This is a genomic window from Spirochaeta isovalerica (assembly GCF_014207565.1).
Lineage (GTDB): Bacteria > Spirochaetota > Spirochaetia > DSM-2461 > DSM-2461 > Spirochaeta_F > Spirochaeta_F isovalerica.
In genome coordinates, this window is sequence record NZ_JACHGJ010000001.1 from 882,556 (window position 1) to 896,055 (window position 13,500).

At 43.6% G+C, this 13,500-nt stretch carries 13 protein-coding genes; 3 read left to right on the forward strand and 10 right to left on the reverse strand.

Features of this window, described 5'->3' with window-relative positions:
- Positions 1-25: 25 nt before the first annotated feature.
- From HNR50_RS03865 to HNR50_RS03880, 4 genes are all read right to left on the reverse strand, one after another.
- Positions 26-1,198, reverse strand: a complete 1,173-nt coding sequence (locus HNR50_RS03865) for a tetratricopeptide repeat protein (RefSeq protein ID WP_184743970.1) — start codon at positions 1,196-1,198, stop codon at positions 26-28.
- A 35-nt stretch (positions 1,199-1,233) separates the two neighbouring features.
- Positions 1,234-1,644 (reverse strand): hypothetical protein, encoded by a 411-nt coding sequence (locus HNR50_RS03870; protein WP_184743973.1) that lies wholly within the window; start codon positions 1,642-1,644, stop codon positions 1,234-1,236.
- On the reverse strand, positions 1,631-4,426 hold the full coding sequence (locus HNR50_RS03875; RefSeq protein ID WP_184743974.1) for a chromosome segregation SMC family protein: 2,796 nt from the start codon (positions 4,424-4,426) through the stop codon (positions 1,631-1,633). Before HNR50_RS03875 ends, HNR50_RS03870 begins: the two co-directional genes overlap by 14 nt.
- A gap of 73 nt (positions 4,427-4,499) precedes the next feature.
- A complete protein-coding gene (locus HNR50_RS03880) occupies positions 4,500-4,859 on the reverse strand; it encodes an OmpA family protein (protein ID WP_184743979.1) in 360 nt (119 codons plus the stop codon).
- Between HNR50_RS03880 and HNR50_RS03885 the strand changes: the two genes are divergently transcribed.
- Complete coding sequence (locus tag HNR50_RS03885) at positions 4,858-5,406, forward strand: hypothetical protein (protein WP_184743982.1); 549 nt, start codon at positions 4,858-4,860, stop codon at positions 5,404-5,406. The two genes, HNR50_RS03880 and HNR50_RS03885, sit on opposite strands and share 2 nt — an antisense overlap.
- 20 nt (positions 5,407-5,426) lie before the next feature.
- Positions 5,427-5,726 (forward strand): hypothetical protein, encoded by a 300-nt coding sequence (locus HNR50_RS03890; RefSeq protein ID WP_184743985.1) that lies wholly within the window; start codon positions 5,427-5,429, stop codon positions 5,724-5,726.
- A gap of 59 nt (positions 5,727-5,785) precedes the next feature.
- Here HNR50_RS03890 and HNR50_RS22545 read toward each other — a convergent pair whose 3' ends face one another.
- The 6 genes from HNR50_RS22545 to HNR50_RS03920 all read right to left on the reverse strand — a co-directional run bounded on the left by HNR50_RS22545 (position 5,786) and on the right by HNR50_RS03920 (position 11,959).
- Positions 5,786-6,238 carry a DUF3276 family protein gene (locus tag HNR50_RS22545; RefSeq protein ID WP_184743988.1) on the reverse strand — a complete coding sequence of 151 codons (453 nt, stop codon included), beginning with the start codon at positions 6,236-6,238 and terminating at the stop codon, positions 5,786-5,788.
- A gap of 90 nt (positions 6,239-6,328) precedes the next feature.
- Positions 6,329-7,717, reverse strand: coding sequence for a VWA domain-containing protein (locus HNR50_RS03900; RefSeq protein WP_184743991.1), 1,389 nt, complete (start codon positions 7,715-7,717; stop codon positions 6,329-6,331).
- Positions 7,714-8,586: an FHA domain-containing protein gene (locus HNR50_RS03905; protein ID WP_184743994.1), complete on the reverse strand. Its 873-nt coding sequence runs from the start codon at positions 8,584-8,586 to the stop codon at positions 7,714-7,716. Before HNR50_RS03905 ends, HNR50_RS03900 begins: the two co-directional genes overlap by 4 nt.
- The gene (locus HNR50_RS03910; protein ID WP_184743997.1) at positions 8,570-10,438 is read right to left on the reverse strand and encodes a serine/threonine-protein kinase; all 1,869 of its coding nucleotides are present in this window, start codon (positions 10,436-10,438) and stop codon (positions 8,570-8,572) included. Before HNR50_RS03910 ends, HNR50_RS03905 begins: the two co-directional genes overlap by 17 nt.
- Positions 10,431-11,423, reverse strand: coding sequence for a metallophosphoesterase family protein (locus HNR50_RS03915; protein WP_184744000.1), 993 nt, complete (start codon positions 11,421-11,423; stop codon positions 10,431-10,433). The genes HNR50_RS03910 and HNR50_RS03915 overlap by 8 nt, the downstream gene beginning before the upstream one ends.
- A gap of 8 nt (positions 11,424-11,431) precedes the next feature.
- Complete coding sequence (locus HNR50_RS03920; RefSeq protein ID WP_184744003.1) at positions 11,432-11,959, reverse strand: hypothetical protein; 528 nt, start codon at positions 11,957-11,959, stop codon at positions 11,432-11,434.
- Positions 11,960-12,142: 183 nt separating this feature from the next.
- Between HNR50_RS03920 and HNR50_RS03925 the strand changes: the two genes are divergently transcribed.
- Entirely contained in the window at positions 12,143-13,492 is a 1,350-nt protein-coding gene (locus HNR50_RS03925; RefSeq protein ID WP_184744473.1) for an AAA-type ATPase lid domain-containing protein, read from the forward strand.
- Positions 13,493-13,500: the final 8 nt, after the last annotated feature.

The window sequence follows — 13,500 nt, forward strand, 5'->3', positions numbered from 1 at the left end:
CCAGAGCTGTGTCAAGTATGACAGATCAGTAAATCTTCATGAAATGACGTTCCAGGTAGCTTATACGTTCCTCCGACCGATCACTGTACACACTGAGGGGGAAATGATCCCTTACAAGTTTGAAAAGAGTGACCGCTTTTTCAATATCCTGCCCGGTTCCGGGATTTTCAAGAGACTGAGCGGCACGAAACAGCATTTCCGCACTGCTGTTATCATAGGGATATAGTAAAAAAGCATTTTCCGCCAGTTTAACCAGCAGCTGATCGTACCCCCCCTGCTTATCGAGCAATTCAAAGACATCCATCATCAGATCGGTTCCCGGATCAGCCTCGGGGTCCGTAAGCTGATCTATTGACGCGACGACTCCCGGGACATTCTCCTCCATCACAGCAATGCTTATATCATCATCCGCCAATCCGCTCAACTCCTTTTCAGAGAAATCAGTTGAAAGGGCTTCAATTACCACAGGAAGATGGCTCCCGGAATCTTCTGTTGCGGCCTCAAGCTTGTACGACAGTTTTTCATCCTCACCGGTTTCACTGTTCTGAAGAACAAAATAGAGAACTAAAGTCCCTCCTGTCTCCGAAGTAAAAAGAAAACGCGTCATTCCATCTTCAAATTGTCTATTCTTGAGTACAATCCCCTCACTGGAATCTCCGCGGTCAAATATCCATCCCTCACGATCAAGAGAAATCAGAATATCTTCCCCCGGAGTGAATTCTCTGAAATTGTCCGGCATTCCTCCGTCCGCATTAACTGATTCACGAACATCTGGAGAAATTTCATCGGTTCTACTCAACCCGGGTTCAACTGTTACAACAGTCTCTTCGGGAATAATTATATTCTCCGGAGTAAGAGGAGAATCGGCAGCAGGAGGTTTTTCAGAGGTTTCGACTACAGAATCCAGCGCGACAGGTCTCACACTCTCTGCAATGACTGTCTGTCTTTCCTGTTTTTCGGGTTCAGGAGCGGGCTCTTTTGCAATTTCAGGAATCACATACTCGGGAAGGATTATTTCATTATCTCCGCCGAGATCCTCATCAGGAGCGATGGAAAGATAGGGTGCAGAAACAAAGAGAGAGATTTCAGGCAGCACAACTGAACCTTCGAGCCCCTCTGCATCGGAATTCTCCACGGCCTGATTAAATGCATAATACCGGGCTTCACCTGTCGTTACACATGAGGATAAGATTATCAATAATGAAAAAAATAGAGCTATCTGTCTTTTACACATCAGGGGATATCATCCAGGACATTTTCAATAGATTTGCGGTTTTCTTCGCGGATTTTCTCTATTCCCAACTCTTCAGGAGGAATAATATACCGCTCAACCATGGACTCTGGCCACATTTTCATAGGCTCACGATACAAGGTCAGACCTCTTTCTCCCGACTCGAGGGATTCGGGAATTATGAAATCAGTCAAACCGGGCGATTTGAGAATCGCAGAAATATCCTCTTCTGTATAGAGTTCCGGTTCGGAACTGTCACCGCCCGCGTTTACCGACCTGAAAATTGTAACACCGACGACGACAAGCACCGCCAGCATAAGAATGGAAAAGAGAGAGAAGAGATATATTTTAAAAATGTGAGGCTCTACATAATCTGTAAGCTTGAAATTGACCTTCAGCTTAGGAGTTTTCATTTTCAACCTCATCCTCAAGCCTGATGGAAATAATTTTAGACACACCCGACTCCTGCATTGTAACACCGAGAAGGGTGCTTGCACCAGTAACTGTTTTTTTATTGTGAGTGATAACGATAAACTGAGACGTTCTTCCGAACTCGACGAGAACATTGACAAATCTCTGAATATTAGCCTCATCCAGAGCCGCATCGATTTCATCGAGAATACAAAAAGGCGATGGTTTTATAAGATATGTTGCAAAAAGCAGCCCGACACCTGTCAGCGATTTTTCTCCCCCGGAAAGAAGTGAAATATTTTCCAGTTTTTTACCGGGCGGCTGTGCATAAATCTCGATTCCCGACTCGAGAATATTGTCGGGATCAACAAGTTTCAACTCAGCCCGTCCTCCGCCGAATAAACGACGGAACATTTCGTGAAATTCCTTCCGGATTGCCGTGTAGGCCTGCATGAACAGCTTTTCCGATTCCGTTTTTATCTCGCGGGTCACTTCGATCAGATTATCTCTGGCTGATTTTAAATCTTCAAGCTGCCCGTTGAGAAAATCATACCGGTCCTTGACTTCAGAGAATTCCTCAGGTGCCATAAGATTGACCTGTCCGATAGATCTGAGACGAAGCTTAACGGAATCCAGTTTGTCTTTAATGGCGGACACCGGTTCCTCGATTTTTTCGGATCGGGCAGAATATTCGTCCAGTTCTCTTGAATACTTGTCCCTGAAATTGCTGTAGAGGTTCTGTATTTCCGTTTCAAGCTGGGCCAGATCGATATTGAAGCGGGAAATCTCCTCCTGGATAGCATTGACCCTTGATATTTTTTTCTTCAGCTCAACCTGTTCACCTTGAAGTTTTTTATTCTTATCGTTTATCCCCTTCTCCAGATCTTCCAGAGCTTTTTTGGTTTTAACCTTTTCTTCTTCAAGTTTTCTGCCGTCTTCCTCCAGGTCGGCAATCTTGCCTTCGAGAACTGCTTTCTTTTCTATTTCTTTTTTCAGCTCTTCCGTATTGTCTTTGAGATAAGCCTGCTGTTCTTCCATTTCCCTTTCGAGAACCTTAAGGCTATCATTAACGGCATCAACCTGCGTTTTAATCGTAGCGACAGAAACTTTCTGCTCTTCCAGGCTCTGCTTATAGTCATCAATCTTCTGTAGAAGCGCTTTATTTTCATTCTGCAGGTTTTTTATTCTCTCTCGATTGAGCTTTACTTTTTCCAGAACAGCAGATATGCGGTTATCGATATCCCGTTTCCTGGTAATAATTCCTTCCGGAGCGAGGAACTCATCAAGAAAATCGGGGTTCGTATCGGTATACTCTTTAAAGACTTTTTCGAGTTCGGCAAAACTGTCCCTCGAGTCTCCGAGAAGAGTGACACAACTTTCGAGCATTTTCTTGAGATCTTTCCCTCCGCCTACACGAAGGGCATCATTAATAATCTGTATTCGACCGGCAATCTGCACACGGGAAGTCGCTGAAATCTCCCTGACTCTTTCCTCGAGAGATTCCCGGCGGCTCCGGGAAAAGCCTGTTTCACGCAATCCTTTATCGAGCTGGGAGACGATGTCATCGGTGAGAACTCTTAAATCTTCTCCGAGTTTGTCCCTGTCCGACTCCAGACTGATACTTTCGTTATCAAGACCCGAGATCTCTTCTTCATTTTTTTTAATGCTATTGTCGCAACCGGCAATGGTTTCCTCGAGACGCGAAATATTACGGGTTATTTCCTCCAAACGGTCATTGTAGTCCTTCAGAGTCTCGACTTTCTTTTCCCGGTTTGCCCCTATCTGGCCGATTTTGTCATTAATTGCTTTTTCTTTCGCTTTAAAGGAAGATATGGATGTTTCAACTTCACTTATCTGTTCTTTAAAAAGCCGGATCTGATTCTCATGATTTTCCTTTTCCAGCCCCATTCCATAGAGCTTTTTCTGAAATTCGACGAGTTCCGATTCCATGTGGGTCACCTGACCCTGATTTTCCTGAAGAAACCCGTTTATGCCTTCTATCTCACCGCTCAGTCTGGTATACAGCTCCTTTTTTTCCCGGAGCTTTTCTGTTTTATGTGTTCTCGTCTCATTAAGCGAAGAGAGCCTGAGAAGCTGGAGATCGATCTCCAGTTCAAATATACGGCTTTTACACTCACGGTATTCGAGGGTTTTTTCTGATTGCTTTTTCAGGGTATCGTAGCTGCGCCGGACTTCCCGGAGAATATTCTCGACCTGCACCATGTTCTCTTCTGTGCGGGCAAGCTTCCTGTCCGCTTCGCCACCGCGGACTTTAAATTTGGTGATTCCCGCAGCTTCTTCGAAAAGGTAACGCCTTTCCTCCGGCTTGTTAGAGAGAACCTGGTCGATTTTCCCCTGCTCCATAATTGAATAGGCGGATTTTCCGATCCCCGTATCAAAAAAAAGCTCTCTGAGCTCTTTCAGTTTTACCGGAGTGTTGTTGACAAGATATTCACTCTCCCCGTTGCGGAAAAGACGCCTTTTGATTGAGACTTCCGGCACATCGAGATCGAGGATTCCTTCCTCATTGGCGATTGTCAGCGTAACTTCAGCCACATTAAGAGCTTTTCTCGTTTCCGTACCGTTGAAAATGACATCTTCCATTTTCTCGGCACGCATATTCTTGGTGGATTGTTCTCCCAGAACCCATTTAACCGAGTCTACGACATTGCTTTTTCCGCACCCGTTAGGACCGAGAAGAGCTGAAATTCCTTCGGAAAACTCGATTCTGGTACGGTCGGCAAAAGACTTGAAGCCCATGATCTCAACACTTTTTAAAAACAAACAATCCTCCTGACTGACTTCAGAATATTATATAGAGATTGCTATGTTCCGTAAAGCTGAGTTTATCGGACAATCAGCTTGAATGGATACGGATTTCTACACGTCTGTTGAGGTTCTGCTTGTCGGGATCTCTCGTAATGAGGTCCTGGAGTCCCCGTCCTTCGAGAAGAGGTTTTCTGCTGGGTTCCCACCCTTTGGAAAGAAAATAATTATAGACGTTTTCCGCTCTCTCAACTGATATTTCCTGCCGGCCTTTTTCTGTACCGAAAAAAGCGCAATGTCCGGTTATTTCCACATCGAGATTATCTGTCGTGGTTAGGATTTTAACAATATCATCAAGTACGGCTTTGGCATCGACGGTTAAATCTGTTCTGTTGGGATAGAAGTATACTTTAGCCTGATCATCAATAAGAACCGATTGGGGCTTTTCCATGGCTGTCGCTGGTTCTTCTTCTACGGATTGTGAAGCGACAGAGGTAGTAGATCCTGTAGTAGATCCTGTAGTAGATCCTGTAGTAGATCCTGTAGTAGATCCTGTAGTTGATCCTGTAGTTGATCCTGTAGTTGATCCTGTAGTTGATCCTGTAGTTGATCCTGTAGTTGATCCTGTAGTTGATCCTGTAGTAGATCCTGTAGTAGATCCTGTAGTAGATCCTGTAGTAGATCCTGTAGTTGATCCTGTAGTTGATCCTGTAGTTGATCCTGTAGTTGATCCTGTAGTTGATCCTGTAGTTGATCCTGTAGTTGATCCTGTAATTGATCCTGTAGTTGATCCTGTGGTTGATTCTGTAGAACTAACTGCTGAAGAGCTTATAGAGCTGTTCCTTTCGGAATTGGATGCCAGATGGCTTCCTGATGAGAACATATCTCCGCCTGAAAAAAAGAACTTAACAGTAAGGAATGACAGAGCAGCAACTAAAAGAACCGCCGCAGCGGCAAAACCCCAAGGGGGGATCAACATTTTGCGCTTCCTGAATTGACGCATATCCACGACGCTGTTGTGATTGATATAGCCGTTCAGTCGCAAAACGATTTTATAGTAGCGTTTACCATCAAAATAAACAGAGAGGTGCAGTTCAGGAATCCCAGATTTACCGGGACGGATATTATTTACCTGAACGCTTTTCAGCAACTGCTTTTTTTTGTCTTCATTGACATAGAAGATATTAATATAAGCCAGTTCCTGATCCTGGTAAATGGTTGTGAGATCAAGTTCTTTTTCGCATTTGCTGTCAAGATTGATGAGTTTGACGTATTTGTCATTCTTGATCTCTACACAGGTGAAATCCATACATTTTAATTTTCAAACTATTTTGAATATAAATCAAGAGATTTTCACCTGATGCAGAATCAAAGATTTTATTTGCTTTCTATGAAAGCTACAGATTTTTCGAAATTTTCCAGAAATTTTTCCAGATCTTCAGTGAATACTTTAATCGATTCATTCTGAAATGATCCGGAGTAATTTGACCGGCTTTCTCCGATAATGAGATTGAAATCGCCCCGGCTCGATTTTTTTACATGAAAAGTATAGACCCTTTTACCCGAACCGGTACGAAGTTCCTTCATATATTCGCTATCCATTTCCTTCGCTGCAGTAGCGGCCTTTCGGAAATCTGAAACAAAAAGATCCAGATCTTCTTCAAAAACGATAATGGAATATCGGTCAAACCGGCCGTTATCATTCTTAGAGCTTTCAACGATATTCAGAAAATAATCGCCGAACCTGTTTTCTTTCACATTAAAAAAATATGTTTTAGAGCCGTTTTCAGAAAAGAGCTTCTCTGTGAACAGTTCTCCCCGTTTTCCCATGGAGTTCCTTATCCTTATAGTTATAAGATGAACCACAATATACAAAATTCGAAGTTAACATACAAGAGAAGCTCTTTCCATACAATATAATTAGTGATCCTTATCGTTAAAAATAATGGTCGCGCCGTTGATATTTATGACATCTCCCGCTTCCAGAACCCGTGTTTTTACCGGATTATTATTGACCATAACTTCGCTGTCTGATACGACCGTGTAGGCGGATTTTTTTTCATCAAACACAATTGTGGCTTCACTTTGTGCACCGCCTTCGCTATTTACCACTGTCACATCATTACTTTCGCTGCTGCCGATAATCGTTTTCTGGCTGTCGACGCTGAACATCTGTGTGGCGCCGGAAAAATCCGTAACCTCAAGCTCAGCTTTTTCAGCAGGTGCTGATTGTTTTCTCGTTACCAGATACACAATGACAAATGCGACCAGAACCAGAGAAAGGAAAAAGTACCAGCTGAATTTTTCAGAAGGTTTGCCAAAAAGAGTTCCGCTGAAATAAAATGCCGGCTCTGAGGATGTTCCCGTCCCGGGGATTTCCGCTTTTACGTATTTACGTTCGGCATATTCTGTTCCCGAGCGGTATTCCACAAGGTATTCATTCAGTATTCTCTGACGGATTGTTGCGTAAACGGACTCCAGTTCTTCTCTGGTGCCGGCTTCAAAGAGGTACCCTCCCGAACTGATAACAGCTTTTTCGAGATTGCGGTCCCGTGAGGTTCCGAAATTGATACCGTACAGTGTGGTATTGTTTCTCTTCAGTTCCTGAACCATATCATCAGGAGTGTATAATTCCGATCCGAACTGAGGGCTATCCTCCCCTCTGACCGGTTTGTACGGGTAATTCTCCCCATCGGATAAAACAATAATTATCTTTCTGCCTCTTACTTTTGTGAATTTTCCGGCAGCTGTAATGACTGCTGCATTAAGTTCTGTGAAAGACTCGTCCTTTCCCGGCTCCTCGATCATCTGCATAGCTTCTATTACGCTGTTGCGGTTTGAGCCGACGGGGGCCAATTCCTTATAATAGGTATTAAACAGAGCCAGTCCGGTACTATCCCGGCTGCCCTGCATGGATTGAATAAGGGAATTAATGGCTTTAACAGCCGAACTGATACGAGTCTGCTCATAATCTGATGCAGATTTACCGTCCAGCCGATCGTACATAGAACCGGAATTATCGACAAGAAGCAGGAAGCTGATTCCCTTATCGCCGTTAACTCCTTCGGAAAAACCGACAATATCCACAGGAGTATAATTCTCTCCATCTATGGATTCGGAAATGGCAAGATCCTCCGGACTTATATCGGAGACTGTTTCACCGAGATTATCTGTAATATTTAAATAGAGAGAGACTGTTCCATTAAAAAGCAGCTCGGAAGTGTCCACTCCGGAAATGGAGATCTGTTCTCCCGATGCCGTAAATATGTACAGCATCGAGATTGATATCATAAATAGTAATTTTTTCATTCCGCCTCCAGAAGCATCTTCACCGATCCGGCTTTAATAACATCGCCATACTTTAAAGTTGTTTTTTGTGTTGCCTTGTCATTGACGTACAGTTTGTTATCCATCTTCCCGTCAACAATTGTTATCTGCCCATGATCAACCCGGATCTCCACTTCCTTGTCATCCACATCTTCGTAATCATTGAATATGATTGTTCTGTTTCCACTGCCAAGATCCATTTTTTTCTGGTTGATACGATATCTTTTACCCGCCTGACTGCCGTTGAGAACACGGAGAACCCCGAAAGAATACTTTCTATCAAGCAATGAGTAGAAAATGCCTATCATAAGCCCCATGAGAACCAGACCGCCGAGACGAGGCAGAGAGCTGGCAAATGACCGGGACAGTATTTCCAGAAAAAAACCTCCGGCCGCTCCGCCGACAAATCCCCCCAATGCGCCGACTCCCATTTTTCTCGGAGAAAGCGACCTGATTCCGTCGCTCAATCCGATAAATATCCCGACCAGTCCCCAGGCTATTGTTCGCGCCGCTGTTTCAAGAACGTCCCCGCGACCGGGAAACCAGACGAGAATGCGGCTCAGAAGAATCTGTCCGGCCATTCCTCCAAGAAGTCCACCGACAGTTCCCGAGAGGAGACCGATTAAAGCACCTTTTACTGCACGGCTCCAGTTTTTACTGATGACTCCTTCCGCTGCGCCCAGAAAGAGAGCAATGAACAGACCGGGGAGAATTGTCGCTGCGATAAAAAAGAGGAGATATGAAGCGAATGCTCCCTGCTTCCAGAGTACAAATTCCAGAAATGGCCATGAAGCCAGTCCGCCGGCCAGTCCGAGAAGAGCCGTTATTGTATTCTTACCTATTATTTTCATCGGATAATCCTTCTATTGTAATATTTTTTTCATCTTTGTTGAAAAGAACCGTTAAACTCAATTCCGTTGTTCCGGTTACGGTCACAGAGACAGTCTTTTCGATCCCTTTTCCCTTGAAAGTCAGAGAATAATCACCGGGATAGAGCGAAATGGCTTCTCCGTCTTCTGTCAGAGAGACTGTCTTATCAATCCAGGAAGCGGCTTCTCCGGCAATATCCACCTTAAAACCTGTCTCCACAGAGCTGATTGTAATGTTTCCGCTGTCGGGAACGAGATTAACTGTCAAGTCAAGAACAGATTGATAGGTATCGACCCTCATGCTGAATTCTTTAGGCCCATACTGTTCGGCGGTAAACCGGATTTTATAGACTTTCCCGGAAATCATCGGCTCTTTCAATTTTGAAAGCTCTATCCATTTCCCGCCTTCGTTTATCAGCGTCTGAACTGTTTCGCTGATATCCCTGCCCGTGGAATAATCAAAAACCCGCGTTCTCAAAGACATAGGTACAGGCCGGGGGCTTCCGGCGGTAAATGAAATGAGGTTCGTTTTTGAGCCGCCGGTCAGAAGGGCTGAATCCCGTACTGAGTTGATTCCGAATGACCCCCAGAAGAGTTCGCTTTCGCATTTGATTTTTATTCTGTAGTTTCCCGCTGGTTGATAGATCGTGTTTGATTCAAAAATATAGAAAGAGTCGCTTTCCTCTTTTCTGGCAAATCTGATTTTATACTCAATAGAGGGTATCTCATTATCATCGTCAACAAACAGATAAGCCTTCAAGTAGATGTCTTCCGGATCTTTTCCTGCTTTGGGGACTTTTACCTGAACCCTCAAGGCGCCAAATTCGGAACTGTTGAGGATTTCATGATAATATCCGCTTCTGTAAAGAACATAACCGGCACCGCCCAGAAGAATCAGAGCAAGAAGAACCGCAGCCAGTCTCCTGAATACGGGCCTTTTCAAAGGAGGAATTTCAATTTTTTCCCCGGTTATCTTTGCGATTAAGATATTTCTGGCGTTCTGGCGGTTCTTTTTACGGAAATACTTTTCAAGCGTGCTGATGATCTTCCCGAGATCCTTATAGCGCCTGTCCGCTTTTGATTTCATGCATTTGCTTATTATTTTGCCGATGAGAGGAGATATGGACGGATTATGCTTTTTAGGCGAGAGGTATTTACCCTTCTGGATCTTTGCCAGAGTTTCCGGTGAATAATTACCGGGATAAGGTTTTTTCCCTGTAACCATTTCGTAGAGCATAACCCCCATCGAATATATATCTGCCCTGATATCAACTGATTTCGAATTATTGAACTGTTCGGGAGCCATATAAGAAGGGGTTCCCAGTGTCATGCCGTCACGGGTCAGATTTGTCTCATCGTCATCGGTAATGGAAGCGATTCCGAAATCGACCAGTTTAATTTCTCCGGTCTTGGATAGAAGAATATTACCCGGCTTGATATCCCTGTGAACGACATTTTTGTCATGTGCGTATTTCAAAGCCTTGCAGGCTTCAAGAAAGATAAGAAGAGCTGTATCGTTTGGCAGATACCTCTCTTTTTTCAACAATTGATCAAGAGCTATACCATCGACATATTCCAGTACGATGTAGTAAGATCCCCCGGCTTTGAAATGATCATAAACATCAACTATATTGTCATTTTTAAAGTCCATCATTATCCGCGCTTCGCGTTTGAAACGCTCATTGATATGCTCATCTCCGCTGAGCGTCAACTTTTTAAGAATGACTTCTTTATTAAGAGTGGGATGCACACCTTTATAGACAGCACCCATCCCCCCTTCCGCGATTTTATTCGTAATTTCGTATTTTCCGATTTTCGCAGGTATCTTAGCCATTAATTTTCCCCGGTATTTCTATAATATCCTTTTCCAGATCTATGAGCTTCCCCGGTTTCAGAAAGACGATCTGAAACTTCCAGGGATTATGGATCTGTACAAAATCCCCTTCGGCCCTTAGTCTATATTTTTCAGTGATGATCCGATGTCCTCCGAAATAGAGCGAATTTGCCGCAGCATCATCAGAAAGGTAATGATCCAGCATCTGCCGCACACCGCCCACTTCAGCTTCGCCATTGGCTGTCCATGTCAATCCATGCACGGCCTCTCCGTCATAGGATGTAATTTCTTCGTCATCGAAAAACCGTTGAGGCTCGGCATGGGATATCAGGAAATTATCACCGATGGCCAGCAGAGGGAGGGATTTTTCAAATACAGAATATCTCCTGAGAAAATCCTCACCCATAAACTGGAGAACCCAGTTACGCACCATATCGCCTTCGAAGGCAAATTTTCTGAAGGGGTGATTTCCTCCCCCCTCTTCATTACCGATATTTTCATGATTTCCTTTCAGAAAGTGAAAATTCCGGGGAAATGCACACTTAAGTTCCATAATCATTTCCATGAGGCCGAGACTTTCTCTCATTTCCTCATCCATGTGATGATGTTTCTTAAAACCTTTCTCATATTCATGGAAAGCTTTCTGCCATCTGTCCTTTGCATCGAGCTCCCTGTGGAATCCGTCTCCCACACAGAGAACCTGGAGTTTCTCTTCAGACATAAGCTCGAAGAAATCCCCTTCATCGCTTTGAAGATTAACCAGTGAGCCGATAAAATTCATCCGCGCATGCAGATCGGGCACAATGATGGTCGGTATCCCCTTTAATAGATGGACGATTCCTCCCGGACCGCCGTCGCTGCGCCGGGGTCTGACCGGTTCACTCTCTGATTCAAAAACCTCTATGCACTTCTCCACTTTCTGAAGGTATTCGAGAGGATCGGGAACACTTTGTCTCTGCAGTATTGTTGTAATCTGTTCCTTCATAACGACTTCTATAGAACGATTGTTTTATTGACGTCGATAAACTCTTCGGCAATGATAAGAGTGGCTTCAGATATTTTTTCACTCTGATCTTCTATGGCGACTTTATCGGTTATTCGTGCAATCCTGTAGGCTGGTGAGCTCTGTTTGATCGGTCCTACAGAGAATTCAACCGGCTCTCCTTTCCGTATTGTACTTTTTAAAGCGCTTCCTGTTTTCTCTGCTTTTTCCGGGACATCCTTTCTCATTCCGACGCTGACGTAGAGAACCGTACGTCCTTCTTCTGTCAGCGGTCCAGAACCGATAAGCGATCCGGAATAGGTTAAAACCATAAAACCGCAACTTTCATCGATCGCAATTTCTTCAGTTTCCTCCATGTCCATCCGGGATATCTGTTTTGAGAAAGAGCTTTCTTTCTCTTTCCAGGCGGAAGCAAGTGTTTCAAGAGATGATTCATTCTGCTCCATACCGCTGCTCTGAAGGATCAGCTGTAAATGTTCCTGTATATTCTTTTCCAGTGAATCGTATGTACCGGCCATTGGATACTCCTGTAAATTAATTTCGGATTTCTATCAGTATAATCCATTTCTTCGACTAATACACTCTATCTGTATCTGCGGGAAAATTCTTCCCTTCCAAAGGAAATGGTACCAAACGGCATAGAATTCTCATTTCAAAAAAGAAGTGTACCAGATCCTTTATTTTGCATATAATTCTCTTATATGAAAAACATTCTTATCTCCTTTATCCGCAACGAACATCTTGAAAATCAGAAAGTTGACAATTATGAGGATCTGGATATTTCCCGGGTTACGGAAAGGCACAATATCGACCGGATTTTTCTTTTGACAAATCAGGACAGAGAGCAGTCGATATTCTTTAAAAACTGGATTGCAGAAAAACTGGAGAAAGATGTCAAAGCCGTAACCCTCGAAAAGGGATCGGAAAAATATATTCTCGGTAAAATCGAAAGCATTATAAAATACATCCTTCTGGCCGAAGAGGGTCATGCCTCTTTTGTTTATCTGCCGGGAGCCAATACATTACAGATAAATCTCTGGGAAATCGTCGACAAGACAATCCATAAGGGAAGCATTATATATCCTCATATGATAGATTTCGAACCGGATGTTCAGGCTTCGGAGCCCCATGCGGAAATGGAAAGGGTTAAAGATATCCCGAAAAGAAATACGAAGCCTCTTCCCAAACCAACTCCGATAAAAGAAAAGAAGATTTTCACTGTAAATGCAACAGATATTCCGGAAAAGAAAAACACTTCCTTTAAAGTGAAAGCCGCAATAGAAAAGGGAGCAAATCTTCTTGTCTGGGGAGAAGAAGGAACAGGCAAGACTACTCAGATTAAAGAGGCAGTAAAAAATCTGTCGATTTCCTATCATTCTATCAACTTCCGTTCGGTTAATCCCGCAGCTTTTGAAGAAAAGACTTCAGAAATATCAAAACTGATAAACGAAGGTGATACCAGAACATTTCTCTTTCTCAATATTGAAGTGCTGCCTTTTTATATTCAGGAGCAACTTGCGGAATTCAATGGAATTCAGATCATTGCTACCGCCAACATAAGGGAGAAGAGTGATCTGGAAAAAATCAACCGCCGTTTATATTATCTGATAAGCAAAAGCTTAATACTTCTGGAACCATTGCGGGGCAGGAAAGATGAACTTCCAGAATTGATTGCTGGCATATTGAAAAAAAACGGCAGCAGTTCGGTTTTTTCCGATAAAGCTCTGGCGTATCTGGAAAGACATAACTGGCCCGGAAACTTTAACGAATTGAACTCTCTCATATCCAGAGTTTCGGGTGAATCCGTTCCGGTTATTACTGAAGATCTGGTACGGAATTCCCTGGACAGACAGGAGAGCCGCCTCAATCAGTGGAGAGATATTCCTATGGGCGAAAACTTCAATCTGAATGATGTTCTGGGAGAAGTGGCCATGCACTACATTATGGAAGCCCTGGAAATATGTAAGGGGAAAAAGTCCAAAGCCGCCAAAATGCTCGGCTTTTCAAATTATCAGACTTTAAGCAACTGGATGAACAAGTACGGGAAATAATCAGTTAA

What these genes read in the sequence shown, in the direction of transcription:
- HNR50_RS03870 (WP_184743973.1), bottom strand. Translation starts at nt 1,644, where the DNA reads ATGAAAACTCCTAAGCTGAAGGTCAATTTCAAGCTTACAGATTATGTA.
- HNR50_RS03915 (WP_184744000.1), bottom strand. Translation starts at nt 11,423, where the DNA reads ATGAAGGAACAGATTACAACAATACTGCAGAGACAAAGTGTTCCCGAT.
- HNR50_RS03920 (WP_184744003.1), bottom strand. Translation starts at nt 11,959, where the DNA reads ATGGCCGGTACATACGATTCACTGGAAAAGAATATACAGGAACATTTA.
- HNR50_RS03885 (WP_184743982.1), top strand. Translation starts at nt 4,858, where the DNA reads ATGGCTGTCGCTGGTTCTTCTTCTACGGATTGTGAAGCGACAGAGGTA.
- HNR50_RS03900 (WP_184743991.1), bottom strand. Translation starts at nt 7,717, where the DNA reads ATGAAAAAATTACTATTTATGATATCAATCTCGATGCTGTACATATTT.
- HNR50_RS03905 (WP_184743994.1), bottom strand. Translation starts at nt 8,586, where the DNA reads ATGAAAATAATAGGTAAGAATACAATAACGGCTCTTCTCGGACTGGCC.
- HNR50_RS22545 (WP_184743988.1), bottom strand. Translation starts at nt 6,238, where the DNA reads ATGGGAAAACGGGGAGAACTGTTCACAGAGAAGCTCTTTTCTGAAAAC.
- HNR50_RS03910 (WP_184743997.1), bottom strand. Translation starts at nt 10,438, where the DNA reads ATGGCTAAGATACCTGCGAAAATCGGAAAATACGAAATTACGAATAAA.
- HNR50_RS03925 (WP_184744473.1), top strand. Translation starts at nt 12,143, where the DNA reads ATGAAAAACATTCTTATCTCCTTTATCCGCAACGAACATCTTGAAAAT.
- HNR50_RS03880 (WP_184743979.1), bottom strand. Translation starts at nt 4,859, where the DNA reads ATGGAAAAGCCCCAATCGGTTCTTATTGATGATCAGGCTAAAGTATAC.